General features: G+C 42.3%; 25 protein-coding genes. 14 read left to right on the top strand and 11 right to left on the bottom strand.

Annotated features, from left to right (window positions below; genetic code table 11):
• Nucleotides 1-55 precede the first annotated feature (55 nt).
• Complete coding sequence (locus tag PQ461_RS19960) at nucleotides 56-1537, top strand: DUF5687 family protein (RefSeq protein ID WP_274207327.1); 1482 nt, start codon at nucleotides 56-58, stop codon at nucleotides 1535-1537.
• Nucleotide 1538: 1 nt separating this feature from the next.
• Nucleotides 1539-2246, top strand: coding sequence for an ABC transporter ATP-binding protein (locus tag PQ461_RS19955; RefSeq protein WP_274207326.1), 708 nt, complete (start codon nucleotides 1539-1541; stop codon nucleotides 2244-2246).
• 52 nt (nucleotides 2247-2298) lie between these two features.
• On the opposite strand, the gene PQ461_RS19950 is transcribed toward PQ461_RS19955, so the two are convergent.
• The 3 genes from PQ461_RS19950 to PQ461_RS19940 form a co-directional block, all read right to left on the bottom strand.
• Entirely contained in the window at nucleotides 2299-2883 is a 585-nt protein-coding gene (locus PQ461_RS19950; protein ID WP_274207325.1) for a fasciclin domain-containing protein, read from the bottom strand.
• Nucleotides 2884-3437: 554 nt separating this feature from the next.
• On the bottom strand, nucleotides 3438-3638 hold the full coding sequence (locus PQ461_RS19945; protein WP_274207324.1) for a DUF6358 family protein: 201 nt from the start codon (nucleotides 3636-3638) through the stop codon (nucleotides 3438-3440).
• A gap of 2 nt (nucleotides 3639-3640) precedes the next feature.
• Nucleotides 3641-3955 (bottom strand): rhodanese-like domain-containing protein, encoded by a 315-nt coding sequence (locus tag PQ461_RS19940; protein WP_274207323.1) that lies wholly within the window; start codon nucleotides 3953-3955, stop codon nucleotides 3641-3643.
• 111 nt (nucleotides 3956-4066) lie between these two features.
• Between PQ461_RS19940 and PQ461_RS19935 the strand changes: the two genes are divergently transcribed.
• Together PQ461_RS19935 and PQ461_RS19930 are read left to right on the top strand one after the other, a co-directional pair.
• Nucleotides 4067-5185, top strand: a complete 1119-nt coding sequence (locus PQ461_RS19935) for a DUF4407 domain-containing protein (protein ID WP_274207322.1) — start codon at nucleotides 4067-4069, stop codon at nucleotides 5183-5185.
• 127 nt (nucleotides 5186-5312) lie between these two features.
• On the top strand, nucleotides 5313-5813 hold the full coding sequence (locus PQ461_RS19930) for a hypothetical protein (protein ID WP_274207321.1): 501 nt from the start codon (nucleotides 5313-5315) through the stop codon (nucleotides 5811-5813).
• A 100-nt stretch (nucleotides 5814-5913) separates the two neighbouring features.
• Here the strand turns inward: PQ461_RS19930 and PQ461_RS19925 are convergent, their stop codons facing one another.
• The 3 genes from PQ461_RS19925 to PQ461_RS19915 all read right to left on the bottom strand — a co-directional run bounded on the left by PQ461_RS19925 (nucleotide 5914) and on the right by PQ461_RS19915 (nucleotide 10207).
• Nucleotides 5914-7227 carry an MFS transporter gene (locus PQ461_RS19925; RefSeq protein WP_274207320.1) on the bottom strand — a complete coding sequence of 438 codons (1314 nt, stop codon included), beginning with the start codon at nucleotides 7225-7227 and terminating at the stop codon, nucleotides 5914-5916.
• 62 nt (nucleotides 7228-7289) lie between these two features.
• The gene (locus PQ461_RS19920) at nucleotides 7290-8675 is read right to left on the bottom strand and encodes a M20/M25/M40 family metallo-hydrolase (RefSeq protein ID WP_274207319.1); all 1386 of its coding nucleotides are present in this window, start codon (nucleotides 8673-8675) and stop codon (nucleotides 7290-7292) included.
• 242 nt (nucleotides 8676-8917) lie between these two features.
• Entirely contained in the window at nucleotides 8918-10207 is a 1290-nt protein-coding gene (locus PQ461_RS19915) for an aminopeptidase P family protein (RefSeq protein WP_274207318.1), read from the bottom strand.
• 151 nt (nucleotides 10208-10358) lie between these two features.
• Here PQ461_RS19915 and PQ461_RS19910 point away from each other — a divergent pair, with 151 nt between their 5' ends.
• From PQ461_RS19910 to recG, 5 genes are all read left to right on the top strand, one after another.
• Nucleotides 10359-11720, top strand: a complete 1362-nt coding sequence (locus tag PQ461_RS19910) for an OmpA family protein (RefSeq protein WP_274207317.1) — start codon at nucleotides 10359-10361, stop codon at nucleotides 11718-11720.
• Between the two features lie 71 nt (nucleotides 11721-11791).
• On the top strand, nucleotides 11792-11935 hold the full coding sequence (locus tag PQ461_RS19905) for a DUF6728 family protein (protein WP_274207316.1): 144 nt from the start codon (nucleotides 11792-11794) through the stop codon (nucleotides 11933-11935).
• Entirely contained in the window at nucleotides 11932-12312 is a 381-nt protein-coding gene (locus PQ461_RS19900) for a RidA family protein (protein WP_274207315.1), read from the top strand. The genes PQ461_RS19905 and PQ461_RS19900 overlap by 4 nt, the downstream gene beginning before the upstream one ends.
• Nucleotides 12313-13248, top strand: a complete 936-nt coding sequence (locus tag PQ461_RS19895) for an EamA family transporter (RefSeq protein WP_274207314.1) — start codon at nucleotides 12313-12315, stop codon at nucleotides 13246-13248.
• Nucleotides 13249-13255: 7 nt separating this feature from the next.
• Nucleotides 13256-15361 carry an ATP-dependent DNA helicase RecG gene (gene recG, locus PQ461_RS19890; RefSeq protein WP_274207313.1) on the top strand — a complete coding sequence of 702 codons (2106 nt, stop codon included), beginning with the start codon at nucleotides 13256-13258 and terminating at the stop codon, nucleotides 15359-15361.
• 4 nt (nucleotides 15362-15365) lie between these two features.
• Here the strand turns inward: recG and PQ461_RS19885 are convergent, their stop codons facing one another.
• From PQ461_RS19885 to PQ461_RS19875, 3 genes are all read right to left on the bottom strand, one after another.
• Nucleotides 15366-15986, bottom strand: a complete 621-nt coding sequence (locus PQ461_RS19885) for a rhomboid family intramembrane serine protease (protein ID WP_274207312.1) — start codon at nucleotides 15984-15986, stop codon at nucleotides 15366-15368.
• Complete coding sequence (locus PQ461_RS19880) at nucleotides 15986-17725, bottom strand: M14 family zinc carboxypeptidase (protein ID WP_274207311.1); 1740 nt, start codon at nucleotides 17723-17725, stop codon at nucleotides 15986-15988. Before PQ461_RS19880 ends, PQ461_RS19885 begins: the two co-directional genes overlap by 1 nt.
• Nucleotides 17726-17834: 109 nt before the next feature.
• The gene (locus PQ461_RS19875; protein WP_274207310.1) at nucleotides 17835-19397 is read right to left on the bottom strand and encodes a M28 family metallopeptidase; all 1563 of its coding nucleotides are present in this window, start codon (nucleotides 19395-19397) and stop codon (nucleotides 17835-17837) included.
• A gap of 160 nt (nucleotides 19398-19557) precedes the next feature.
• On the opposite strand from PQ461_RS19875, the gene PQ461_RS19870 reads away from it, so the two are divergent.
• From PQ461_RS19870 to PQ461_RS19850, 5 genes are all read left to right on the top strand, one after another.
• Entirely contained in the window at nucleotides 19558-20241 is a 684-nt protein-coding gene (locus tag PQ461_RS19870; RefSeq protein WP_274207309.1) for an HAD family hydrolase, read from the top strand.
• A 123-nt stretch (nucleotides 20242-20364) separates the two neighbouring features.
• The gene (locus PQ461_RS19865; protein ID WP_274207308.1) at nucleotides 20365-21210 is read left to right on the top strand and encodes a sugar phosphate isomerase/epimerase family protein; all 846 of its coding nucleotides are present in this window, start codon (nucleotides 20365-20367) and stop codon (nucleotides 21208-21210) included.
• 139 nt (nucleotides 21211-21349) lie between these two features.
• Nucleotides 21350-22252 carry a hypothetical protein gene (locus tag PQ461_RS19860; protein WP_274207307.1) on the top strand — a complete coding sequence of 301 codons (903 nt, stop codon included), beginning with the start codon at nucleotides 21350-21352 and terminating at the stop codon, nucleotides 22250-22252.
• A 104-nt stretch (nucleotides 22253-22356) separates the two neighbouring features.
• Complete coding sequence (locus tag PQ461_RS19855; RefSeq protein WP_274207306.1) at nucleotides 22357-23562, top strand: GAF domain-containing sensor histidine kinase; 1206 nt, start codon at nucleotides 22357-22359, stop codon at nucleotides 23560-23562.
• A gap of 81 nt (nucleotides 23563-23643) precedes the next feature.
• The gene (locus tag PQ461_RS19850; protein WP_274207305.1) at nucleotides 23644-24183 is read left to right on the top strand and encodes a hypothetical protein; all 540 of its coding nucleotides are present in this window, start codon (nucleotides 23644-23646) and stop codon (nucleotides 24181-24183) included.
• A 77-nt stretch (nucleotides 24184-24260) separates the two neighbouring features.
• Here the strand turns inward: PQ461_RS19850 and PQ461_RS19845 are convergent, their stop codons facing one another.
• Together PQ461_RS19845 and PQ461_RS19840 are read right to left on the bottom strand one after the other, a co-directional pair.
• Nucleotides 24261-24905 carry a DUF47 domain-containing protein gene (locus PQ461_RS19845; protein WP_274207304.1) on the bottom strand — a complete coding sequence of 215 codons (645 nt, stop codon included), beginning with the start codon at nucleotides 24903-24905 and terminating at the stop codon, nucleotides 24261-24263.
• Between the two features lie 10 nt (nucleotides 24906-24915).
• Nucleotides 24916-26250 carry a histidine-type phosphatase gene (locus PQ461_RS19840; protein WP_274207303.1) on the bottom strand — a complete coding sequence of 445 codons (1335 nt, stop codon included), beginning with the start codon at nucleotides 26248-26250 and terminating at the stop codon, nucleotides 24916-24918.
• Nucleotides 26251-26259 lie beyond the last annotated feature (9 nt).

The following is a 26259-nucleotide window of genomic DNA, read 5'->3' as shown; positions in this document are numbered from 1 at the left end:
TATCTTGACCTGTATTTAATTTAAACTTAACCAGGTTAAACCAGCCTTATTGAATATGATCTCTACTTTTTTACAGCATGAGCTAAAAGCCTTCTGGCGGTCGAAAAACACAGGCAAAAGCATTGCCGTACGTGTGGTAATGGCCGTGCTTATTTTATATCTTCTGGCCAATGTGCTTGTGGTAGGCTTTTTTCTCGATAAGATACTTAGTGAGGTTTTCCCCGAGCAGGACATGATTCCGGCTTTCAGCGGTATCATTCTTTACTACTATTTGTTTGATTTGCTGACACGTTTGCAATTGCAAGAATTGCCTACCTTACGCGTACAGCCTTATCTGTTGCTGCCTGTAAAGCGCAATACGGTAGTGGGTTACTTAACTACAACGGGTTTATTTACGGTATTTAATCTGTGGCCGCTTATCCTGTTTGTGCCTTTTACCTGTAAAATTATTGCACATGAGAATGGCCCGGGCGCTGCAATGGCAGTAATAGTAGCCATCATCGGGTTAACCATATTCAATAATTACCTGGCCCTTTACATTAAGCGTAAATCCAATCTTAACGGCTGGATTTTCCTGGTAGCAGCGGCAGTGCTCATCTTAATTGGCCTTGCCGATTTCTCATGGCACCTGTTTTCTATCCGTACATGGTCAGGCTATTTCTTTGGTCATGTCATCAGTCAGCCGGTGTGGGCCATACTGCCTGTTCTGTTAGCCGGGGTGATGTTTATAGTTACGTTCAGTTATCTGAAATCAAACCTTTACCTCGAAGAGCTGGGTTCTAAAAAAGCTTCAGCCTATAAAAGCAGTACCGAAATTCCGTTCCTCGGATACTTTGGAAGCGTGGGCGACCTGGTAGCTAATGAAGTAAAGCTGATCTTACGTAACAAGCGGCCCCGTTCCAGCATTGTGATGTCTTTGTTTTTTGTGGGATATGGTTTGATATTTTACAACAATCCCCAATTGAAACACAACTCGGGTATACAGCTTATTCCGGCGTTATTAATGACCGGTATTTTCATCATTAACTATGGCCAGTTTATGTTTGCCTGGCAGGGCAGCCACTTTGATGGTATCTTGGTAAGTCACGTAAAATATGAGGACTTTATTAAAGCGAAGTTCCTGATGTTTACTACCATATCAACCGTATTGTTTATTCTCACCATACCTTACGTCTATTACGGCTGGGATATATTGCTCAACCATTTTGTGATGTATCTGTGGAATATTGGTGTAAGCACAACTATTGTGCTGTTTTTTGCCAACCGGAATTACAGGCGCATTGATCTGTCAAAAGGTGCCTCATTTAACTGGGAAGGCGTCGGCGGTACGCAGTGGCTGTTGTCATTGCCGCTGCTGCTTGGCCCTTATGTCATCTATCTGCCGTTTTCTGCATTAGGACATAAATATGCTGGATTGATTGCACTTGGCATTATAGGATTAGTGTTTGTGTTAAGCCGCAGTTTCTGGATCAAACAGTTAGAGAAGGATTTTTACGAAAGAAGATATACCATAGCCGAAGGCTTCAGAGCAAAATAAAATGATTGAAGTAAAAGACTTAAAAAAAATATATGCCGGTGTTACCGTCGTTAACATCGACTCGTTGCTGATTAATAAAGGCGAAAGCATTGGCCTTGTTGGTAATAATGGTGCAGGTAAAACTACCCTGTTTCGTATGGTGTTAGACCTTATCCGCCCTGACGAGGGAGAGGTACTGTCGCAAGGCGAACCTGTTGCCGGAAAAGAGAAATGGAAAAGCTATACCGCCGCATATCTGGATGAGGGGTTCCTGATCGATTATCTTACACCCGAAGAGTATTTTTATTTCATAGGCGGTTTACATAAGCTGAGCCGTGCCCAGGTTGACGAACATCTTGCAGGCTTGTCTGAGTTTTTCAACGGCGAGATCCTGAAAAAGGGTAAATACATCCGCGACCTGTCAAAAGGTAACCAGTGTAAGGTTGGCGTTGCAGCCTGCCTGATGCAAAGCCCCGATCTGTTAATGCTGGACGAGCCATTTGCCAATATTGACCCGAGTACCCAGATCAGGTTAAAGAACTTACTGAAAGAACTGAGTGCAAAAGGTGTAACAACTATTGTATCCAGCCACGATTTAAACCACGTTACAGATGTAAGCAGCCGTATCTTGCTGATGGAGAAGGGCAGGATTATAAAAGATATCGCCACAGACTCATCTACGCTTACTGACTTGGAAAATTATTTTGCCGTCGGTACGCAAACCGTATAAACAAACAAGCCCCGCAATTGCGGGGCTTGTTTGTTTTGAAAGGAAATATCAATTATTGTTTGGGTGCCAACACACCGTTAATACCATTAATTACACCATTGGTAGCCATCAGGTCATACAGGGTAACTTCTGCTGAGCTACCTGCCGAATTGGTAAGCAACAAAGTTTTAGTAGGGCTAACTGATAAAGTAAGGGTTTGCCCGTCTAAGGTATTCAACGTTGCTTTACCTTTTCCTGCTGTTAAAGCTTTAATGATATCTGCTTTTGTGTATGAACCTGTAACTACATGGCCTTTTAAGAATGTGGCCAGTTTAGCAGGGTCTTTAGTTAAGCTGTCCAGTTTGCCTTGAGGCAGCTTGCTGAAAGCAGCATTATTAGGTGCAAATATGGTATACGGGCCACCAGTTTTTAAGGCAGCGTCCAACCCGGCAGCTTTTACAGCAGTAGCGGCTGTTGAATAATCTGAACTTGCTGCCAGCAATGATGCCACATCAAGTGTAGCTGCCGGAGCTGTAGTTGTACTGGTGGTTGTAGTTGTAGTGGTCGATTTTTTGGTGGTGTCTTGTGTTTGAGCCGACACCTTACCCGCCGCGAAAATGAATACTGAAGCTACGGCTATTAAAAGAGGCTTTCTCATAAATTACTCCTATTTAAAGTTTTAAAATTTAATGTAGATGTAAGGCTATTGCAGCCTGTTTGTATTTAAAAAACTGAAAATGAGCCAAAATGTTGCCTGCTTTACCTTTGCTCAATAGTTAAATAACTGAAATTCAGTGTTAAAAAATGAAAATTTTTAGATGTAACTACCGTTGCTTAAAGCAAAATGTATCAGAGATTTTACGAATATCAGTATAACAACAATTTACGATTGTCCGTATAATTGCGCCCCCTGAAGTTTGATTATTAACAGCACTTAATGGCAAGAAAACGCCGCTATTGCCGTTGATGATATGGTAGTTAAAATGCGTCTCTTAAACCTTGTTGCATAAAATTTAAGATCATCATTAGCAGGTAGCTGCAATGATCAAAGATAACCCCTGGAATACAGCGAAGCAGATATTCCAGACATGCGTTCTTTATTAGCTTGTTTAATTAAGTAAAAAATAAAAGCCCCATCTGCTTCGGGGCTTTTATTTTGTTTGTCATGTCCTGAAAAAGGTTGACGGTAGGGCAATCTTTTAAATGAAAAGATTATTTCTTTTTATTGCTGTTGTTGATAATGGTTTTTACCTCTTTAATGATGCTGATTTTTAGCCATACAAACATAGCGCCTACCAGTACAGCACCCACCACAAACTCGTACCTGCTATGCTGAATTCCCCAGATAACAGTTATGCCACATAAAAAAATGCCAAGCGTGTAAAGGGTATTTAGTGCAATTTTACCCTTCATAATTAGTACACGCTAATGGTTGGGTCAATTTGCTGTTGCCAGGCCAGTATACCACCTTGCAGGTTAGCCAGGTTGGTGTAACCTTGTGCCTCTAACTGGTGAAGGGCAACCGCACTGCGTTTGCCGCTGCGGCACATAATAACCACTGGTTTATCTTTGCTTATTTTATCAGTTTCAATTAAAATGCCGCCTAACGGAATGTTTTCACCGTCAAGGTTCGACATCTGGTATTCGAAATCTTCACGCACGTCGATCAGTTGAAAATCTTCGCCGTTATCTTTCATGTTTTTTAGTTCTTCTACAGTGATTTCTTTCATATCCGTAAATTATAATTCAAAGGTAAGCTTTTTATGTTATACAAAAGTTTGTAACAAACATAGGGTTCAGGCGTTTTATATGTATAACAAAGTGTAAAACAATACATTTAAATGGAAAAAGTTACCCGTTTCTTTTGGTTTTGTTCGGGCGCACATATAGGTACTTTAAAAAAATACCCTATTGAACACAACAAGTATGTGGGCATAGGGGCCACTATATTTTTCACGGCGTTGTTTGCCTCGTTATCGGGCGGCTATGCCATGTACTTTGTATTTTCGGGCAGCCCGCTGGCAGTTGTGTTTGCCATTTTATTCGGCCTTTTGTGGGGCACAGCTATTTTTAATATGGACCGTTACATCGTGTCAAGTATTAATAAGCAGGGGAGTACCAACCAGCAGATCTTGCAGGCTTCGCCGCGTATTTTGCTTGCTATCATGATCGGTATTGTTATCTCGCGACCGCTGGAGTTAAAGATCTTTGACAAAGAGATTCGCCAGAAACTGAAAACCGCTTACCTTAAAGGCCAGCACAGTAAGATAGATACCTTGCAGAAAACGTATAACCAGAAGTATGCAATGGAGCTCGGTAAAAATAACGATCTGAAAAAGGAAAAAGATTCGTTGGAACGGGATATTAACCGTTCGCGTTACCAGCTTAATCAGGAGGTTTTTGGCGATAAAACCAACCAGACATCGGGCATATCAGGCTATGGTACTTATGCCAAGCAAAAGGCAGCTGTATTAGAAGAAAAGGAAGCCCGGCTGAAAACGGTGACTGACGACCTGGGTAAGATGGACAACTACCTGGGGCAGCGTAAAAATTACGAAGGCTTAAATAACCTGCGACTATTTACCGACCAGCAATTAGACAGCCTTGCCAACGTAGCCGGGTTTGCCGACCGCAATTGGGCGCTTGGCCAGATCTCATACAATACCAATGGCACCCGCGACCTAGATACTTATCTGGCGCAATCGTTTATCGGTTATTTGTTCATTTTGTTTGAATGCTTGCCGGTATTTGTAAAGCTGATGTCGCCGCGTGGGCCTTATGATGTGGCACTTGCCAAAACAGCAGAAGCAAATATGCACTTTGCCGAGAAGGATAAAGACCGCGATATAGCCGTTACAGACCAGGTGTACGATTACCAGGTTGATAACGATGTACAGCAGCGAAAGAAGATTATTACCGGGCAGTCGGAGTATGATATGGGCCGGTACAGATATGAGTAAGTAATTCATGTCAAGGCATAAATGATCGGCCTCTATTAAAAACCCAATTATATCTTTCTGTGATAACAATTATAAATTTTCGCAGGAAATTTTTTCATTAGGTTTGAGAAACTTAAATCTAATAATTATGACACCAGAACAAATGATAGAAACTTCTATCAGGTATCGCGGCTCAGTATTGCATGATGTAGCATGGCTCGAAAAACTTATTGACAACTTCATTATATATCATTTTACGACTGACGAGTTGAAAATTATTGAAATGCAACTATTATTGTTCGGCGATAACAGGCTTAACCTTGAAAATAAAAGGCAGATATTCGACTATATTGCTATTAAGCACCATGCAGATTGGTATAACTCTTATGCTCCTATAAGAATTAAGGATTATAAGAAATCGGTACCTATGAATAATGATATTATTTGGATAATTGAGGAGAGGAACAAATTTGCACATTTAGTTTTAGACACCACAGATTTGGGTATTAAGTTCGAAGGTGAAATAGGTTTTCTTAGATATAAAAACGCAACAGAACGATATTCCTATAACGAAAAAGCGTTTAGAGAACTAATGTTTACAATTAAAAATGTAGCGGACTATTTAGTAGAAAAGTTAGGAAACAAATAGCCTATCAATCAATAAACCACATTTGCATGCACATTTAAGCCACTTTACTATATTATGTTAAGGATGCCCTTGGATAAGTTAGATGAAGATTGTATTACTATTACTCATTCTCTTTAATACCAGCCGCGTGGATATCGCTTAATTTGCTTGGTAAAAGGCTCCGTGTTTTAAAGAAGGTAAAAGTTACGATGAACATGGTCATGCAACCGCCGAAAAGAACGGCGGGCACGGTGCCTAATATTTTTGCCGCTATGCCCGACTCAAAGTCGCCGATCTCATTTGATGAACCGATGAACATAGAGTTTACGGCTGATACCCTGCCGCGCATACGGTCGGGCGTGAGTAACTGCATAACGGTACCGCGGATAATAACACTGACACTATCAAAAGCGCCTTGCAGAAACAGGAATACCAGCGACAAATAAAACGTGCGCGATAAGCCAAATCCAATAATGGCTGCGCCAAACCCGGCAACGGCGATCAGCAGGTTACGCCATGGGCGGTTCATAGGTGAGAATCGCACCATAGCGATCATGGTCAGCGCTGCCCCTAATGAGGAAGCCATACGCATAAGGCCTAATCCTTCTGACCCTACTTTTAAAATGTCCAGTGCATAAACGGGCAACAATGCTACTACGCCGCCAAAGAATACTGAAAACAGGTCGAGGCTCATGGCATAGAACATCATTTTATTAGTAAATACAAAGTTAAGCCCCTCTTTGAGGCTAACCCAAATGCTTTCTTTTGGTATAAATACAGGCGGATATTTACGCAGGCGGTAAACCAGGATCTGCGATATAAACAGGAAAATAAGGATAGCAGCAAACGTGGTGCTGATACCGCTTAGTGCCGGGTTGATATGATGTGCATAACCATATAGCAAACCACCGGTAAGCGGGCCTAATATAGAGGCTACCTGCCAGCTGGAACTGCTCCAGCTGCTGCCATTAGGATAAATTTCTTTTGGGATACTGTGTGCATAAATGGTAAAAGTTGCAGGCCCGTAAAAGGCGCGTGCAATACCATTACAAAATATCATGGCATACAAAACAGGCAGTATCCAGCCGTGCATATAAGTGGCCATACTATTGAGCGTAACCGTACCCATTACCAGCGACGATAAAAATACCCCGCCGAATATGAGCAGCAGCATTTTTCGCTTTTCATACTTATCAGCAATGTAGCCGCCATAAAGCGCTATACCAACTGCCGGTATGGCTTCGCTGAGGCCGATAAAGGCAATAGCTACTTTGCTGTGCGTAAGCTCGTAAATGTAAAAACCAAGTATGGTGGTTTGCATCTGGTACGCGAACGTAAAGAAGAAACGCATACCGATATAAGAGCGAAAGTCTTTGTAGCGCAGGGCTGCAAACGAATCTGGTTTTTGAGGTTGACTATTTCCGTCGTCTGACACGTTTTACAATAAGATAATGAGCCGCAAATTTACAACCCATAGTTTAAAATTCTTCAGATTAATTAAAAATTCAATCCGTGCTGATCAATCAGATACACCAGCGAAGCGATGGTACCTGCACCCAGTTCTAACTCGCGTTTATTCACGTTCTCAAATACATCATTAGGGGTATGATGTATATTAAAGTACCGTTGTGAATCGGGGCGGAAGCCGATGAGCATAACAGACGGAACAGTTTCGCGCAGCGGGCCGATATCTGTACCGCTGCCGCCTTCCACTAAACGACCGGCTTCATAAGTTTCAAACAGGCTTTTCCACTGTGCATTAATGTTCTTTAAAAATGCCGGTGATGCTTTCTCAAAACTGAAACCTCGCGGCGTAAAGCCGCCTTCGTCTGTTTCTATAGCTGCAATATGTTCTTCTTTGTTTTTTGCAGCAAGCTCGGCATATTTTAAGCCGCCCCTGTCGCCGTTTTCTTCGTTCATAAAAAATACGGCACGTAAAGTATGTTTAGGGCGATAGTCTAATGCTTTAAATATACGTAGGACTTCGGCTGACTGCATTACGCCTGTACCATCATCATGCGCGCCTTCTGCCAGGTCCCATGAGTCGAGGTGGCCACCAACGGTAATAATCTGGTTAGGATTCACCGAGCCGGTTAACTCGCCAACAACATTGTAGGATAATACATCAGGCAGCATTTCGCAGTTATCCTTAAGGTAAAACTGTACCGACTTGTTCTTTTTAAGTAACTCACTTAATTGGTTAGCCGCAATGGTAGAGATAGCAGCGGCAGGTATAGGCTTGTTTTTACCATAGTTAGTTGCCCCGGTATGCGGGTAATTGTCTAAGGCGCTGGTAAGCGAACGCACAATTACAGCAACTGCCCCGTATTTAGATGCTGCTCCCGGACCGGCATTGCGCTGGTCACCCGCGGTTCCATAAGCCGTGCCCTGTTCAATAAAACGCTCATCAAACGGGCGATTGAAAAACACAATCTTTCCCTTTATGCCTGCTTCACCTAAAGTATCCAATTGTTTAAGGCTATGTACTTCTATAACATTAGCAGTAACACCATTGGCAGGTGTAGCTACCGACATACCCAAAGCACATAAAGCTACCGGTGTTTTAGTTTTTCCATCAATGATATAACCCTGCTCTTTTGCGCCGCGTACCCAATGCGGTACCATTACTTCCTGCAGGTAAACCCTGTCAAATCCATAATCCTGCATTAACTTTTTGCTCCAGTCCACCGCTTTTTGCGCATTGGCTGAGCCGCTTAAACGCTGGCCAATATTTTTACACAGATAATGCAGGTTTTCGTAGCACTTGCCATTAACCAGCGCCTCATCAAATATGTGGCGCATCATTACAGAATCGGTTTGAGCGTTTGAAACTAATGTTGTTGCAGCTAAAGCCACAGTAGTAAATATGGATTTAAAGTTCATTTGTAAAGCAGGGATATGTTGCAGCCCCAATTTAGGGCTTTAAGCCTTAAATTCAATAAAGGATATGAAAAAGTTACCGCTGTTGACAGTAAAGATTATTGCCGCCTATACTTATCAGATGCGCAGGAGCATTGTTAAAATATGGAATTGTGTTGGGGGATATTTAAGTAAGGTGTAAGTCAACAATTCTCTGCTCCGGAGGAAGCCTTTGGAGCAGAGAAAGAGGTGAAAAGGACGGCGCCCTATGAATTCATAATATCTTCGATATGGTCGGCCTCCACAGGGATATCAGCCATCAAGTCAATATTACCGCCGTCAGTAATTAATATATTATTTTCAATACGTATACCTAAGCCTTCTTGCTGGATATAGATACCAGGTTCGCAGGTTAAAATATTACCAGCCTCAAATGGTTTGTAGCGGCTGGCAAAATCATGTACATCAATACCTAAATGGTGTGATGTGCCATGCATAAAATACTTCTTATATAAAGGTGCCGTAGGGTCCTGGTTTTTAACATCTGTTTTATCCAGCAAACCAAGTCCAATAAGTTCGCTGGTCATTATTTTACCCACTTCGTCATGGTATTCATTCCAGATGGTACCGGCCTGTAAAAGTTTAGTCGCTTCGCGCATAACATTAAGTACAGCATTATATACTGCCTTCTGGCGCGGCGTAAAGCGGCCATTTACCGGTATAGAACGGCTCATGTCGGCATTATAATTTGCGTACTCGGCCCCAAAATCAAAAAGGATCACATCGCCGTCTTTACAAACCTGGTTATTATCTATATAATGTAATACGTTGGCATTACTGCCCGATGCTATGATAGGGTTGTAGGCATGGCCTGTTGCACGCTGGCGCAAAAACTCGTGTATGATCTCGGCTTCAATTTCATACTCTGCAACACCAGGCTTTACAAATTTAAGTACACGTACAAAGGCATCCCTGGTAATACTGCATGCTTTTTTGGTCAGTTCAACTTCAATGTCTGATTTTACTACGCGCAGGTCGCGCATAATAGTTGCAGCCCGCAGGTAATTGTGTAAAGGGTAACGCTCCTTAAGCTGTTTAAACATTCGCAGATCTCGGTATTCTACTCCCGGTACATAGCGGTCATTTTCATTCGTATTAATATATATGTTTTCTGCATAATGAATAATACTATGTAATATGTTGTCAAAATTATCCAGCCAGAATATGGTTTTAATACCTGATGCGGCCTGTGCTTCTTCTTTAGTATATTTATGTCCTTCCCAAATGGCTATTAATTCGCTGGTTTGTCTTAAAAAAAGTACTTCTCTGTACAACGGATTAGGACAATCTGGAAATAACAGCAGGATGCTTTGCTCCTGGTCAATACCTGTCAGGTAAAAAAAGTCAGCATTTTGTTTAAATATAAAGCTTTGGTCGCCACTTCGCGGAAACTCGTCATTTGAATGGAAAATGGCCAGCGAGCGGGGCTTTAATCGCAAAAAGAAATTATTTCTATTATAAGTAAATAATTCTTTATCGATGGGTAGATATTTCATGCTTGAAAAGTTATTATCAATTTTTTAAACAAATTATTCTTCTATTTGTCTCAAAAAGTGTCAAGTTTGGAACGGTGTTTGGTAAACGTTTCAAACATAATTACTAATTTTGAAAAAAAATCACAATTAAAAATTGTTTAATCTTAAAACTATGAACTATTCTACATTAAAGAAAACAGTCGCTTTATCAGTGGCATCTGTTTTGGCTGTAGGGATGGTGAAAGCGCAAACTTCAACCACCACTACTTCCACTACCGACTCTACCATGAAAACTTCTGAAACCACTAACGCTAAGGTATTTGGCGGCAGAGGTCAGTACAAAACTTTCAGCATCGGTATCAACGGTGGCGTAACTGCTCCTGTTAATGCAACCGGTGGTAGCAATGACTACACTAACTGGAAAGCAAGCTATGGCTACGGTGCTTCGTTAAGATGGCAACTTGCACACTCATTTGGTATCCAAGGTGATTTCAATGGTGGACGTTTGAAAGGTAACAACCAAGACGCAGTAGGTGGTTTCCGTGACGACCGTCGCTCTTTCCAAACCGATTTCTACAGCGGTACTATCAGCGGCGTTGTTAACGTTGCTACTATCGACTACTTACGTCGTAAAAACGCAATTAACTTCTTCGTTAAAGCAGGTGCTGGTTTAGTATGGTATAACCCTACTTATGTAACTGCTAACGGTAACAGCTATGCTTTCCAAAACTCTGATGGTAGCAACCATTACGTAAAAAGCTTAGTAATCCCTGTAGGCGTAGGTGTTAAATTCCGTCTATCTGATGCTTGGGCTCTTAACTTAGGCTACACTGAAAACTTCACCGATGATGATTGGTTAGATGCTTTACAACGTGGCTACCCTACTAAAGACAAATACTCTTACGGTTATGCTGGTTTAGAGTGGACTATTGGTTCAAAATCAAAACCAAACCTGGATTGGGTGAACCCAGTTGCTATGATGTATGATGAGTTGTATGATGCAGCTTTACGTCAAGAAGTTGAAGCTTTAAAAGGCCGTGTTACTAACGTTGAAAACGCTGTTAACGACCTGAAAAAAGATTCTGACGGTGACGGTGTATCTGATCAATTTGACAAATGCCCTAACACTCCAGCTGGTACTGTAGTTGATGGTGCAGGTTGCCCATTGAAAAAAGATACAGTACAAGTAGGTGGTGCTGCTACTCCAGCTGCTTACACTAACATCCAATTTGACTTTGACAGCTCAGTATTAAGAACTTCATCTTACCCAACTCTTGATGCAGTTTCTTCTGACTTACGTGCTAACACAAGCAAAGTTGTAACTTTAAAAGGTTATGCTTCTTCTGAAGGTACTGCTGCTCACAACATGCGTCTGTCTAAAGACCGTGCTAACTCAGTAAAAACTTACTTAGTTAACTCTGGTGTTGAAGCTCGTCGCTTAAAAGTTAAAGCTTACGGTGAAACTCACCCAATTGCTGATAACTCAACTGAAGAAGGACGTGTACAAAACCGTCGTGTTGAGTTCCAACAATAATTTTCTAAACAAAATTAGTATACCAGAAAAGGCGTTCCAATTGGGACGCCTTTTTTGTTTAACTTTGTTTTATGTACTTCTTTCGAAAAAAGGATCCGAACAGGCCAACAAGCTTTAACCTTAAAGTAATGCATATTATCAATGCAGTGGCTATTATTATGTTCCTTGGCGGGATCATCTGGAAACTGATTGACGTATTTATTATCAAGAAATGAAAACTATTATCAATACATCTAACGCCCCTGCACCTATAGGCCCGTACAGCCAGGCTGTTGTTGCAGGTAACTTATTATTTGTTTCGGGACAGATTGCGCTTGACGCCAAAACCGGTGAACTTGTGCTTGATGACATTACCACAGAAACAAAAAAGGTAATGGAAAACCTTAAAGCTATTTTAACAGAAGCCGGAACCGACTTTACCAGCATTGTTAAAACTACCATTTTCCTGAAAGACATGGGTAACTTTGCAACTGTAAACGAAGTTTACGGATCTTACTTTACAGAGAAGTTTCCGGCACGCGAAACCGTACAGGCCGCTGCTTTACCTAAAAACGTAAACGTAGAAATTTCTGTAATTGCCGTACTTGGTTAAATGGCACAAAAGAAAGCCTCAGCTATATACCTGCTGGCTGCCATCGGCGCAGCATTTATCTGGGGTTTTCTTACTATACCTTTAAAGCGGCTGCATCACCTCAATTACAGTTCGCAGCAGATATTATATTACCGGGTGTTGGCTTCACTGGTCATTATCTGGATCTACAACCTGGCGTTACACAGAAAGGCGATCAGGACAGACCTGAACATCCTTTCGGGCTTATCACCTAAAAAGAGAAACAAAACCTTATTGCTTCTATTTTTTACGGGCGCAGCCATTATGCTCAATTGGTTTACATACATCTATGTAGTTAATCACATTAGCGTTAAAGTAGCGGCATCCGCCTATTTTATTTGTCCTTTACTAACCGCATGTGGCGGTTTTCTGATATTAAAAGAGCCTGTAACTAAATTAAAGGTAGCAGGCTTGATGATAGCGTTGGTCAGTATCTGCATATTATCAACCGGTTCTGTTATTAACGTAGCATGGGCATTTGTAGTTGCTATATTTTATGCCATTTACCTGGTCATACAACGGGTGCTTACCCACTTTGATAAAATCAATATGCTGGCCGTGCAGCTGATTATTGCTGCGGTGCTATTGCTGCCGTTTTACATACATGATTATAACGGGTTCCCAACATCGCTTGAATTTTGGGCCAACATTACTGTTGTGGCAGTTCTGTTTACGCTTGTGCCGTTATTGCTTAGCCTGTATGCGTTAACGGGTATCCCATCATCAACGCTTGGTATCACCATTTATATAAATCCCATCATTGCCTTTGTAGTCGCTTTTGTATATTTTAACGAGGGCTTTGAAGGCTCGCAGTTATCGGGCTACTTGCTTTTGCTATTCTCGGTAATTGTATTTAACTGGGAAATTATAGGTAGCTTATTTAGCAGACGAAGCCGATTAAACAGTCAACTTACTTAAACTGGTTTTGGACGAGGTATTTAAAACATCTATCGACTATTTAAAAGGAGTAGGCACTTCGCGTGCCGAGATCTTAAAAAAAGAACTCGGTATTTTTACGTTTGAAGACCTGCTGCGCTATTACCCGTTTAAGTATATTGATCGCACCCGTTTTTATAAGATTCGGGATATTAACCCCGAACTGCCACATGTGCAAGTAATAGCCCGGCTTAAACACAAAGAAATTGTTGGTGAAAAGCATACCCGGCGCCTGATAGCCATTGTACAGGATGATACCGCTTCGATGGAACTGGCCTGGTTTCAGGGTGTAAAGTGGATAGAAAAAACACTAATACCAGGCAGGGCTTATATCATTTTCGGCAAACCTGGCACGTTCAATGGCAAGGCTCAAATGGCACACCCCGAGATTGAGCCTTATTCGCCGGAGGCTTTAAAGCGTCAGGGAAACCTTACACTACAACCAGCTTACAACTCTACTGAAAGGCTAAAGCAGTTTTCGCTTGATACTAAAGGCATACAAAAACTGACCGCAACCCTGCTGAAAGGGTACAGCAAACATATCACTGAAACGCTGCCGCAGTACATCATTAATAAGTTTGGCCTCATGGGCAGGAAGATGGCTTTTCAATGCATCCACTTCCCCGAAGATGCCAACATGCTGTATGAGGCACAACGGCGGTTAAAATTTGATGAGTTATTTCTGATACAGCTCAAATTATTAAAGAATAAACTGCTGCGTAACCAAAAGTTTAAGGGATTTGTATTTGAGAAGGTCGGCCATTATTTTAATACCTTTTACCAGGAGAAATTACCGTTTGATTTAACCAATGCGCAGAAACGTGTACTGAAAGAGATACGCACAGATACACAGCGCGGCGTGCAAATGAACCGCCTGTTACAGGGCGACGTAGGCAGCGGTAAAACGGTGGTTGCTTTAATGAATGTGTTGCTGGCTATTGACAACGGCTTTCAGGCTTGTATTATGGCACCAACCGAGATCTTAGCAACGCAGCATTACCACTCTATTAAAAGCCTGGTAGGCGATGACTTTTTAGATGTTGAACTGCTTACCGGTTCAACCAGGGCAAAAGCCCGTAAAGTGCTGCACGAGAAACTGGAAAACGGCAGCCTGCAATTACTCATTGGTACTCACGCCCTACTGGAAGATAAGGTCCAGTTTAAAAACCTGGGGCTGGTAGTGATAGACGAACAGCACCGTTTCGGGGTAGAGCAGCGCGCTAAGCTCTGGAAGAAAAATATATTACCACCACACGTACTGGTCATGACGGCTACACCCATACCGCGTACTTTAGCTATGACGCTTTACGGCGATCTTGATGTATCGGTAATTAATGAACTGCCTGCCGGGCGTAAGCCGATAGAGACTATCCACTATTATGAAAATCAGCGGCTGCCGATGTTTGGTTTCATGAAGCGCGAGATTGCCAAAGGCCGCCAGGTGTATGTGGTTTACCCGCTGATTAAAGAAAGTGAAAAACTGGATCTGAAAAACCTGGAAGATGGTGTAGAGATCATGTCGCGCGAGTTTCCGTTACCGCAGTACCGTATCAGCATTGTACATGGTAAGCTTTCTGCCGCCGACAAAGAAGAAGAGATGCAACGCTTTGTAAAAGGCGAAACGCATATTATGGTAGCTACTACTGTGATTGAGGTTGGCGTTAACGTACCAAATGCCTCGGTCATGATCATTGAAAATGCCGAGCGCTTCGGGCTCTCTCAGCTGCATCAGCTTCGCGGTAGGGTTGGCCGGGGTGCCGAGCAATCTTACTGTATTTTAATGAGCAGCCATAAATTAAGCCGCGAAGGCAGGATCAGGCTGGATACGATGGTATCAACTAACGACGGCTTTAAAATTTCTGAAATCGATCTTGAACTGCGCGGCCCTGGTGATATTGAGGGCACACAGCAAAGCGGTGTGATGGATTTAAAAATTGCCAACCTGGCTACCGACCAGCAACTACTGATGCAGGTTCGCGAGTTGGTAGAATCCATATTTGAAAAAGACCCGCAGCTAACTCATCCCGAAAACCTGCCCATACATCAACTGCTGCAGGTTAAGAATGCCGGCTTAAGCTGGGATAAGATTTCGTAATTGCTTAACCGCCAATACCTAACTGCTGTAAAAAAATGTTTATCGCCTGATGATTAAGGATAATCGTAATTACAATACCGCTGATAGCCCCAAAAAAGTGAGCATCATGATTAATGGCATCATGCGAATTCTTTGAAGCATAAGCGCTGTAAATGAGGTATAATACACCAAATATAATTGCATATATTCCTATAGGAATGAACATGATATATAGCTTGGTTAGCGGGTTAAATAGTATAAAACTAAAGATAACCGCACTGATAGCACCCGATGCACCAAGGCTGCGATACCATATATCGTCCTTGTGCTTCACTACTGAAGGCATGTCGCTTAAGATTAAGCTTACCACATACAACACTCCAAATTGCCAGTGACCTATGTAGTTGATCTCGAGCGGGAAGGCAAAAAAGAAAAAAGACAGCATGTTAAAGAACAGGTGCCCCCAATCTTTGTGTATCAATCCGCTGGTGATGACGGTATACACACGCTTGCCGCGGTAAACATCATAAGGTTGCAGCAGCATGCGGTGATACAGGTCTTCATTATAAAAGGCCAATAGCGATAGCACAAGCGTTATAGCAAATATGGCCGAAGCAACCGGCGCAGCATTTATAATTTCGAGCATTAGTTTAAATCAAGTTTAACATTGGTAAGTAAACGCCCTACCGGATAGCGAAGATAAGTTTTTTCGAACCATGGTGAGTTGCGATACACAAATTCGAGCTGCATGGCAGCGCTTGCAGCCAGTTTCGGATTAGCTGCCTTTTCCTGCTCCAGTTTCTTTTGCAATTCGGGGTTGTTTTTCAGGTATTCGGCAGCAGTGTCTTCAAATACATAATCTGAATAATGCTCCTTTTGCCCAAGCATCGAATCAAAAAAGTTCCATGCGAAAAATGAATCCACGCCCTGCGGCTCAAGCGTTTCTACAATATAACGGTTGATAGGCTGATTGGTATAAACTACATAGTCTCCCGCGTAAAACTTAATAGGTGCTTCTTTGGCTGATAATGTCACGTTACTGTGCAGGTAATGGCCTTCATACGGGCGGGTTGAAGTTTTATAATCGGCAATACTGTACATCTCAACTTTTAGAGTAGTATCATGCTTTAACTGATGCATCACTACTTTGTTAAGTTTAAACAGATCAATCACCTTTCCCCAAGCCTGCGGAATAATATAAGCTACCGGCTTTGTGGCGTTTGCCGTTGCAACGTAAGTGTTATAGTATTTAATGGTTTTAGTATAAGGCTTGCTACGGTCATAATACAAGCGTGGCAAACCACTTACTTCGCTTGGTTTGTGCCCAGCCTCGTATCCTTTAAAAGTAATGGTATCAGGGTGCTTCTCGTCAAGTTCCCAGTTCAATGCAAAGGTTTGCTGTTTTGCCACCTGCGCGTCTGCCTGCTGTTTAAGCTGGCCAATCAACTGGTGGTCGCGCTGGCAAATGTCAACCAGGTGCTGCATAAAATCATAGGTAGCATACACGCGCTTGTCATAAGGTTTCAGCATATGTGTTTCGGTTACATAGCTAATGATGTTATGCTGCACAGTGTAACCTGTTGAAAAGCGCGGTGTTTCCAGGAATGCCACAATGCCCGAATCCGGCGTACCTTTCTCGCTTTCTACATAAGGGATCATTTCGTAACCGCTTTTCTTCATGCGTCGGTACAGTTCAGGCGATAATGTCTCTGACGTATATTTTGCCAGTATCGGGTTTTGCTTATCTTTTTGTGTTTCAATCAATGTCATTACATACTGGTAGTCGGCACCATCGCTGGTATGATTATCCAGGAAAACTTCCGGCTGCCAGGTATTCAGGATTTGCATAAAAGCCAAAGCATTGCGGCTATCGGCTTTTATAAAATCGCGGTTAAGATCAAGGTTACGTGAGTTACCTCTAAAACCATAAGCGCGCGGACCGTTCTGGCTAATGCGTGATACACCCCGGTTAAGGCAACCATCAATATTATATACAGCTATAAAGCAAAGCACCACATCATTAGGCAGCTTATTATTTTTAAGCAGGTCGCGCGTCAGCATCATGCTGGCGTCAATACCTTCGGGCTCTCCGGGGTGGATACCGTTGTTGATGAGCAGCACTCGTTTGTTTTGCTTTTTAATCAGCACCGGATCAAACACTTTATCTTTTGACAGTACAACCAAGGTTAATGGTTTGCCAATATCCGTCATGCCGTAACTGATCAATTTCATTTGCGGGTAATGCGCTGCCAGTTGTTTATAGTAGGCCATCACCTCGGCATAATTTGCCGTATAGTTCTTGTCTTTACTTAATTCAAACGGCGTTAGCTGCGCGTACACAGATACAGACAATAACAGGGAAAATAAGATAAGCGCCTTTTTCATGGGGTAATTTATAGCTGCAAGATACGATGTTGATACAATGATTTAATCAGTAAAAAGCCGGCTCGTAAAGAAACCGGCTTTCAATCATTCAAATATGTAGTAAGTAAGGTTAATTGGCAGGTGCTGGTTTTGGCAGTTCTTTACGCGGCATCATTTCGGCGCGTTGCGCTGTGTTGTAAACAAATGATGCAACAATGGTAGCTGCCTGTTTCAAGTCGTCTTCAACCAAGCGATCGTAGGTGTCCTGGTTACTATGGTGTGTACGTGTATTGTAATCCATAGGCTCCTGAATAAACTGAAAACCCGGAATGCCAACGGCATCAAAAGAAAGGTGATCGGTGCCGCCCGTGTTACTGATGGTAACCGTAGATGCTCCCAAATCTTTAAACGGAGTTAACCAACTCTGGAAAATCGGGCCAATCTCTTTGTTGCCTTGCAGGTAAATACCGCGTATTTTACCTGTACCATTGTCTAAATTGTAATAAGCAGAAACTTTAGCAGCTTCAGGTTTTAACTCCATTGTTTTGGCATCGCCAAAATGGTTTTGCACATAAAACTTAGAGCCGAATAACCCTTGCTCTTCAGATGTCCATAATGCTAAACGGATGGTACGTTTTGGTTTAAAACCGATGGCTTTAAGTATGCGCATAGCTTCCATCATTACGGCGCTGCCTGCTGCGTTATCTGTAGCGCCGGTTGCTGCATGCCACGAGTCAAAGTGCCCGCCAATCATTACCAGCTGATCTTTCAGTTTCTTATCAGTCCCCGGAATTTCAGCTACCACATCATAACCGTTCAGGTCGTCTGTGTAAAATTTGGTTTGCACATCTGCTTCCATTTGCACGCTGATGCCGTTACGCAACAGGCGTACAATGCGCAGGTAATCTTCACCACTGGTTTCCAGCTCAGGTGCTACCGGTTTGGCATCTTCTGCGTATGATGCACCGTTGGTTGTAAATACTGTACCATCGGTACCGCGCCCCTGGCTTAAAACAAGGCCTACACCTTCGTTAACCAAAAACTCATTCATGGCTGTACGCAGAGCCATCATGCGGCGGCGTTGCTCCATAAAGTTGGCTGCTGGCCCACCGGGGCGGCGTGCGCCTGGTTGTGCAGGCTCTGCTTTTGCCATTTTGTCCAGGTCTTCGTCAGTATAGCGTTTCAGATCCGGCGAAGTACTGCGGGTAAGCTCGTTCTTTGTGTCCATAATCACAATCTTTCCCCTCAGCTTACCTTTGTACTGGTCAAGATCGGTTACCGTATCCGCTTTAATTAGCACCACATCGCCTTTAATTGCGCCATTTGTTGATGGTGTCCATGCTTTAGGGATAGCAATAATGGCGTGGTAATAAGGCACGGTGATAGCTGCATAGTTCTTTTGCACTTCCCATCCTTTGCCAAACTTGCCCCATTTCTCAAGGTTTACGTTTGATAATCCCCAGGTTTTTAACTGCCCCATTGCCCATTCCTGTGCGCGGCGCAATTCTGGCGAACCAGATAGTCTTGGCCCCGAAACATCGGTTAAATAGAAAGCCGTTTTCATCACCTGGGAATGATTTAGGCCTTCTTCACGGATTTTTTGCACTGCAGTCTGGTCAACGGTTTCCTGTGCAAAAGCACCGGCGCATACCGTAGCAGAAAGCATTGCAGAGAAGAGTAAATTTCTTTTCATGCTTAGTAGTTTAGTTAATAAACAAACATATTGATTTAGCACTTCCGGTTTTTTAACAAATGTGTTACAGGTTTGGGTAGTTATTGCTCTCTTGATAATAAATGCAGTGCAAACTGTTCACGCAATTCTCGCTATACTTGCATAGCAAACACACCATGCCATGAGTATTAAAGTAGTTGCTTTTGACGCCGACGATACGCTTTGGGTTAACGAACCTTATTTCCGCCGTACGGAGGAAGCGTTTTGCGTATTGCTGCAAGATTACCTTTCGCAGCATAACATTGAGCGCGAGCTATTAAAGACCGAGCTTGATAACCTGCCTTTGTATGGCTATGGTGTAAAAGGATTTGTGCTTTCGATGGTAGAAGCCGCTATACGCATTACAGACGGCACCTGTGGCATAGAAGTAATCAGCAAGATACTTGATCTGGGTAAGGCCGTTTTAAACGAACCCATTGAACTGCTTGAAGGCGTTGAGGATGTTTTGATCAGTCTGCAAGGTAAATACAGGCTGGTTGTTGCTACCAAAGGCGACTTGCTCGACCAGGAACGCAAGCTGCGCAAATCCGGACTGGCTAAGTACTTCCACCATATCGAGATCATGTCTGAAAAAGATGAGGCAAACTATCAAAAGCTCATCAGGCACCTGGACATACAGCCGCATGAGTTGCTGATGATCGGCAATTCGCTTAAATCAGATATTATGCCGGTACTTAACATAGGCGGCCATGCCATACATGTACCTTATCATATTACCTGGGTGCATGAACAGATAGACCATGCCATTGAACACGAACGTTTTAGCGTGGTAACCCATATCAGCCAAGTACTGCCTGTACTCTAAGTTTACGCGTTTTCTCTTTTCCCATATTCAATGTAGCATATGTGATACATTGCCATTTCGCGTTTGCAATTGTGTCCACATAACACTAACTTGGAGCATCCAATCAACTAACTAAATTATAAAATGAGAAAATTTGCCGCATTAGCTGCTGTAATTGTTACAATTACGCTGGCAGCATTCACCCCGCGACACAACAAAACCGTACATGCCAAACCCAGCCTTCGGCTTGGTGTACAAATGTGGACCTTCCGTGTATTTACCTTTACTGATGCCTTAAACAAGGTTGACAGTGCAGGCATTAAATACATTGAGCAGTACATGGGCCAAAAGCTCGGCGGCGACATGCAGGGATCATTCGGCCTAAACATGAGTGCCGATGACCGTGCAAAAATAAAGAAGCTGCTTAAAGCTAAAGGCATCCAAATGGTAGCTATGGGTGTGATACGCCCAAGGAACCGCGAAGAATGGATAAAAACTTTTCAGCTGGCTAAAGAGATGGGCATGAGCTACGTTACCTCTGAGCCGGTTAAGTCACAATGGGACATGGTAGACAGCCTTGCAGGCCAATACGGCATCCCGGTAGCTATACATGATCACCCACGCCCTAACGAATACTGGCACCCTGATTCGGTTCTGGCTGCTATAAAAGGACATAAAAACATTGGCGCTTGTGCAGATATCGGCCACTGGGCACGTAACGGTTTAGACCCTGTTGCCTGTATGAAAATGCTGGAAGGGCATATCATTGGCGCCCACCTTAAAGACATTGTAACCTTTAATGATACCAAAGCGCGTGACACCGTTGTAAGCAAAGGTGTGCTTAACATACCGGCAGCATTGGCTGAATTAAAGCGCCAGAACTTTAAAGGTATCATCTCTATAGAGCATGAATCTAACTGGCAGCACAATCTGCCCGATGTGATTTTTACCCGTCAATATTTCGACGAGCAGGTATCAAAACTTAAATAAACAAAGCAGCCTCTTAACTGAGGCTGTTTTGTTATATATCCCAGTTATCTTACCAGCTACATAACTAATTAATTATTGTAGCAGTCCACAAAAAGCTATACTTCGCGTTATACATTTTTGTTACTTTAGGGCATCTGGTATGAAAAAAACGCTGCTGTACGGTATAACTTTACTTGCTTTAATGATCGCCTCGTGTAACCGCGGGCCAAAACCCAAGCCCAAATTTGAGGGCGTTGTCAATATTAAATACACAGAAGTAAAGCGGCGCTTTAGCGATGGGCTGGTGTTTAATGAGACGGGCTATCAGCTGGAGCCATCATGGCGAATGTGGTTTATATCTAATGACTCGGTGAGGATATATAGCCAGGAGCGCGGTAAGTTTTATAATTTCAAAGTTTACTACGACCATGATTCGGTAATTAACATGGCCGACAACTGGCTTAAAATTAAAAAGATCACACCCGACAGCCTTTTGTTCCAGGTACTATTTGTGAAGAACAAAGAAATACTGGATGAGGAATCAAACATCTACATGACCTTTTACTCGGATAAACTGGTTTCTAAAATTCCCGATACAAAGATCATGTACATGGGCTTGCCATCGGCACGAGATACGGCATTTATCAAAAACCTGGTTGCTAAAATTTCAAAGGACAGCACAAAGTTTTTTGCAGGCAGGGAAGCCCCCAAAATAGAAAGCCGTAGCCCTGATTTGCAGGTGGAAACACAGCAGTATGTAAAATCATTTTTGACCGCCGCAGATCCTGCAGACCCGTACATGCATCCTGAATTTCATATCACAATGAATAAGGCTTATGATAACTTTTACTATCGTTTTTCTGCTTATATAGAAGCCGACGGAACATTGCGTTTTAAGGAGCCTTTGCAATTAATAACAGACTTCAGGGAACATATTATCGGCGCCATGAAAGGCATTGTAAACGGTTATTTAAGATACTATACCAAAGTAACTCCCGGCAGCACTTTAGGTATTAAACACCGTACATCGGTTATTATAGAGATTAAAGGAGTTAAAAAATGACAACTTTTTACGCTAATTTAGAGTAAAAAGGATTTACCTAAGGTTAACCAATTTCTTATAAACCTTCTATTTTTGACTCTTGCTGATATATAATTTATTTAAGGATGGACTTACAACTGCCACTACCTAAAAATGAAATGGAACGGCTGATACAATTAGCCGGATTTGATCTTGACTACTCTGACTTAAGTGTCAATTTCAAAGATCTTACAAAATTGGCAGCCAAGGTTGCAGGCACCGATGTTTCGCTTGTAAACCTCATAGACTCGTACACACAATGGACCGTGGCTAACCACGGGCTTGATGTTGACCAAATGTCGCGTGCAGATTCGGTATGCCAATATACCATTACCGAGGATGACCATTTTGAAGTGGAAGACCTTACCGCTGATGAGCGGTTTAACGATAAATTTTATGTAACCCATGGCCCAAAGCTCAAGTACTATTATGGTGTTCCATTAAAATCTGATGGGAAGAATATAGGGGCTTTATGTGTGCTTGACACGGACAGGAAGAAACTTACCCCGGAAAAGACCGAAATGTTAAAGCTGATAGCAAACGAGGTAATGAACCGCCTTAATACGTTAAAGGCCTTAGATAATTTACAGAAGGAAGCCAAAGAAGCATCTGAAAATACACGCCGCATTGCCCATGATATACGTGGACCGCTGGGCGGCATTATAGGTCTTGCCCAAATCATCAAAGAGCAGGGAAATGAAAACAATATGGAAGAGGTCCTCGAATTTATCACCCTTATCCATAAAAGCGGGCATTCTATTCTTGAACTTGCAGACGAGATCCTTACCACGCATAAAAACGCTCAGCCCGAAGTTAAGCTTGCTGCAAACAGCTATAACCTTTTATTACTGAAAGAGAAGTTATTGAAGTTATATGCACCGCAAGCACTAAACAAAGATGTTAGGTTTACGGTTAATATCGCTCCACCTAATGAAAGTGTTGCTTTTTCTAAAAACAAGTTATTGCAGATCATCGGTAACCTGATATCTAATGCTATTAAATTTACGCCTGCTGGTGGCGCTGTTTCTGTAACGCTGAATTTATTAACTGGCCAGGCTCACAATACACTTGAAATTATTGTTCAGGATAGCGGGGTAGGGATGGATCAGGATAAAGTTGACACTATTTTAAATGGCGTTGGCGAAACTACTATCGGTACAGGTGGCGAAAAGGGTTATGGCTTTGGCCTGGCCTTAGTTAAGCATCTGGTTGATAGCCTTAAAGGGTCGCTTTATGTTGTTTCTTCACCCGGTAAAGGCACCGATTTTACTTTAAAACTTCCGCAAGCATAAGAGTTGATGTAAGATGCAGTATAGGATACCTACTTTTAGGTATGGGAATGGTTAGGCGAAAATGTGTATCTTTGTACATCTATGAACGACCTGATCACATTATTGCCTGAGAAACAGGCCAGGAAATTAGCTGTTAAAACCGGATGGTATATTGGGCGTTACACGCTTAACGCAAATTCCGGAAGTTCACCGATGCCGGATGCAGGCACCACAGGATTAATTTTTATATATTTCTACAAAGGTGCCGATAAACGCACTTACAGTGTGCTTTATCAAAAAAGTACTTTGCCTTTTCAACCAAACTTGTTGGAAAAACACGGCCCTTATGCCGATGGCGATTATACCTTTAACCCGGTGGGTTGGGGCGCGGTAACTGATAACACCCATTGCGAATTCTTTTTGCCCAAAGCAGAAATGCTGCCCGGAGGTTATATCAGGTCAAAGGCAGGGCAGTCGGCAGATATTTATTATCTTAAAGACAACGAGACACTTTATTACTACCATACCAGCTGGCATGCAGAGTTTATAGGCGATAATATTGGCGATATGCTGACTGCTAATGAACTTAAAACCTTGAAAGATTATATCGGAAGCGTTAATACACAAGTAAAATTGTGCTGATAACTATCCATTAGCATTTATACTTCCTTATGTTGAACAATAAATCCCGGTGCAATATGCCCGGGATTTAATTTTTATCAGGAGTTTTTGATGATAATGCTTTCAACTACATTAACCACGTGTTCGCATTTATCTGTGGATTTTTCAAGTACGGCAAAAATATCACTGAATTTTATAACCTCCAGCGCATCAAGTTCTTTGTCTACCAGTAAAGCTTGTGCTTTTCTGTACACAGCATCAGCATAGTGTTCGGTTTGCTTAATTCGCCTGCAATATTCAGTGATTTTATCAACCTGGCTAAGGTCATTCAGTGCTTTTACACAGTCTACAAGTAAATGGCAGCAATCTACAATGATACCCGACAGTTCTTTAACATCCTGATGGGCTTGCGCGCCGTAAAAGTTTAAACGGCGGGCAGAAATGCCAATGTAATCTGAAACAGAGCTGATAGCAGATGCCAGTGCATACATATCATCACGGCTGAACGGTGATATAAATGCTTTGCCTGATAAAAAATAAACCTGATGTTTAATGCTGTCAGCCTGATCTTTCAACCTGCTGATATGGTTAAAGTTCAGTTTTTCATCCTGCATATTCTCTGCACTGGTAATCCGGTACAAAATAGAGGCCATCTCATAGGTATTGGTCGCACCCTGATTAAAAAGGTTATAAAACACCTTATTGTGATTTGGCAAAAAGTTTCCGAACATAGATGCTTTCATAATAGCCTTGTTATTTTGTTTCGGTTAGGTATTTTTTCATATCACTGTTTAGGCTTAAACCCAATGATTCAAGCTTTGCCAGGTAATATTTGCGTAATTCCTTCCAGTTGTAAAAGTAAGTTGCAATTGCCTTTAAACCATTAATATTTACAGGTTTTTCATTTAAAAGACATTGTACCAGGTATAAATTGTTCTTTTTGTAAACTACCCACCTGATATTTGAACTTAAAGGAATGATGTCTCCTGCCTTCCAGTTCTTTTCAAAGTCTTTAGCCTTCAGCGTTTTTTTACTGGCAACATTAATATCCAGTAGTGCTGCAAAAGGGGCTATGGTTTCGGCATGCGCAAATCGTAACTGTGCATTAACCGTTGGCTTATTAATAAAATTATCAGTAGTGCGAATGAAGTCTGCAAGCAGTGGTGCTGCAATGCGTACTTGTATGCCGTTATTATCAAAGCCCGGAGCTTTTTTGTAATAGTCATCGGCATCATCAAGGCGGCCAAGCGCTTTCAATTCATCGCAAGTAAAAAGAGCACTGAAATTGATAGACGATGGCTCAAGCCCTTCCATCTTTGCTTCGGTGTTAAGCGAGTAGGCAATAGCTGCAAATCCGAAAACATCGCCGATTAATCGCTCTGCTTGTGCAACTTCAAGCTTTTGCAGAAAAGCGGGTTTAAACCAACGCGCTATTATATGCTGCTGTAGTACATCGATATGCAGATCGTTTTTCAGCGAATCCATACGGCTTATCCAGGGGCCTTTTTCTTCAAAAGCAGTATAAGCGGACGACAGGTCATAAAAACGAAGGTTGACATCATCATTAAACTGCCTAATGGTCACACTATCGTTTAATTCACTTTTTAATCCTGTAATAAAAGCCTCCGCACTTTGAATGGTGCGGATCTCCTTTGTATAAGCGATCTCCAGTTTTACCGGTTTCTTAAATACTTCAGGGTGGCTTTCAACCATGCGCTCGCCCAGGCCCTTCAACTCTGCTGCCCCCTCGGCCGAGATATTTTTAACACGGCCATGCTCAACCTTATTCAGGTTAAGTATCATCTGGTGCAGCCGCTTACCGTCGGCAGTAAGCAGATCACTACTATCCGCTTTATTGAAAACATGGTAGGCAAAACTTGTGCTCACCTCTTTGGTAAGGTGCCTTGCTCCATGCCTGCCAACGTAATTGATAAATACAGCACGGTAACCTGCCGGGGCTTTAGGTTCTTTTTTTATAGGGGCTATGTATAATGTCTTAGTCCCCAAAAAAGCGGTACCACAGTCTTGCCCGGCTGCATTTAAAGCACTTGCTATAAGTAAAATTAATATAAATTTCAGCCTGCCCATTTATGCAAA

The sequence above is a fragment of the Mucilaginibacter sp. KACC 22063 genome (genome assembly GCF_028736115.1).
GTDB lineage: Bacteria > Bacteroidota > Bacteroidia > Sphingobacteriales > Sphingobacteriaceae > Mucilaginibacter.
The sequence above is the reverse complement of the archived record's forward strand: the minus strand, read 5'-3'. Positions and strand labels throughout refer to the sequence as shown.

Excerpts from the sequence above, each read along its gene's own strand:
- PQ461_RS19960 (WP_274207327.1), top strand. The coding sequence starts at position 56 with ATGATCTCTACTTTTTTACAGCATGAGCTAAAAGCCTTCTGGCGGTCG.
- PQ461_RS19955 (WP_274207326.1), top strand. The coding sequence starts at position 1,539 with ATGATTGAAGTAAAAGACTTAAAAAAAATATATGCCGGTGTTACCGTC.
- PQ461_RS19950 (WP_274207325.1), bottom strand. The coding sequence starts at position 2,883 with ATGAGAAAGCCTCTTTTAATAGCCGTAGCTTCAGTATTCATTTTCGCG.
- PQ461_RS19945 (WP_274207324.1), bottom strand. The coding sequence starts at position 3,638 with ATGAAGGGTAAAATTGCACTAAATACCCTTTACACGCTTGGCATTTTT.
- PQ461_RS19940 (WP_274207323.1), bottom strand. The coding sequence starts at position 3,955 with ATGAAAGAAATCACTGTAGAAGAACTAAAAAACATGAAAGATAACGGC.
- PQ461_RS19935 (WP_274207322.1), top strand. The coding sequence starts at position 4,067 with ATGGAAAAAGTTACCCGTTTCTTTTGGTTTTGTTCGGGCGCACATATA.
- PQ461_RS19930 (WP_274207321.1), top strand. The coding sequence starts at position 5,313 with ATGACACCAGAACAAATGATAGAAACTTCTATCAGGTATCGCGGCTCA.
- PQ461_RS19920 (WP_274207319.1), bottom strand. The coding sequence starts at position 8,675 with ATGAACTTTAAATCCATATTTACTACTGTGGCTTTAGCTGCAACAACA.
- PQ461_RS19915 (WP_274207318.1), bottom strand. The coding sequence starts at position 10,207 with ATGAAATATCTACCCATCGATAAAGAATTATTTACTTATAATAGAAAT.
- PQ461_RS19910 (WP_274207317.1), top strand. The coding sequence starts at position 10,359 with ATGAACTATTCTACATTAAAGAAAACAGTCGCTTTATCAGTGGCATCT.
- PQ461_RS19905 (WP_274207316.1), top strand. The coding sequence starts at position 11,792 with ATGTACTTCTTTCGAAAAAAGGATCCGAACAGGCCAACAAGCTTTAAC.
- PQ461_RS19900 (WP_274207315.1), top strand. The coding sequence starts at position 11,932 with ATGAAAACTATTATCAATACATCTAACGCCCCTGCACCTATAGGCCCG.
- PQ461_RS19895 (WP_274207314.1), top strand. The coding sequence starts at position 12,313 with ATGGCACAAAAGAAAGCCTCAGCTATATACCTGCTGGCTGCCATCGGC.
- PQ461_RS19885 (WP_274207312.1), bottom strand. The coding sequence starts at position 15,986 with ATGCTCGAAATTATAAATGCTGCGCCGGTTGCTTCGGCCATATTTGCT.
- PQ461_RS19880 (WP_274207311.1), bottom strand. The coding sequence starts at position 17,725 with ATGAAAAAGGCGCTTATCTTATTTTCCCTGTTATTGTCTGTATCTGTG.
- PQ461_RS19875 (WP_274207310.1), bottom strand. The coding sequence starts at position 19,397 with ATGAAAAGAAATTTACTCTTCTCTGCAATGCTTTCTGCTACGGTATGC.
- PQ461_RS19870 (WP_274207309.1), top strand. The coding sequence starts at position 19,558 with ATGAGTATTAAAGTAGTTGCTTTTGACGCCGACGATACGCTTTGGGTT.
- PQ461_RS19865 (WP_274207308.1), top strand. The coding sequence starts at position 20,365 with ATGAGAAAATTTGCCGCATTAGCTGCTGTAATTGTTACAATTACGCTG.
- PQ461_RS19860 (WP_274207307.1), top strand. The coding sequence starts at position 21,350 with ATGAAAAAAACGCTGCTGTACGGTATAACTTTACTTGCTTTAATGATC.
- PQ461_RS19855 (WP_274207306.1), top strand. The coding sequence starts at position 22,357 with ATGGACTTACAACTGCCACTACCTAAAAATGAAATGGAACGGCTGATA.
- PQ461_RS19850 (WP_274207305.1), top strand. The coding sequence starts at position 23,644 with ATGAACGACCTGATCACATTATTGCCTGAGAAACAGGCCAGGAAATTA.
- PQ461_RS19845 (WP_274207304.1), bottom strand. The coding sequence starts at position 24,905 with ATGAAAGCATCTATGTTCGGAAACTTTTTGCCAAATCACAATAAGGTG.
- PQ461_RS19840 (WP_274207303.1), bottom strand. The coding sequence starts at position 26,250 with ATGGGCAGGCTGAAATTTATATTAATTTTACTTATAGCAAGTGCTTTA.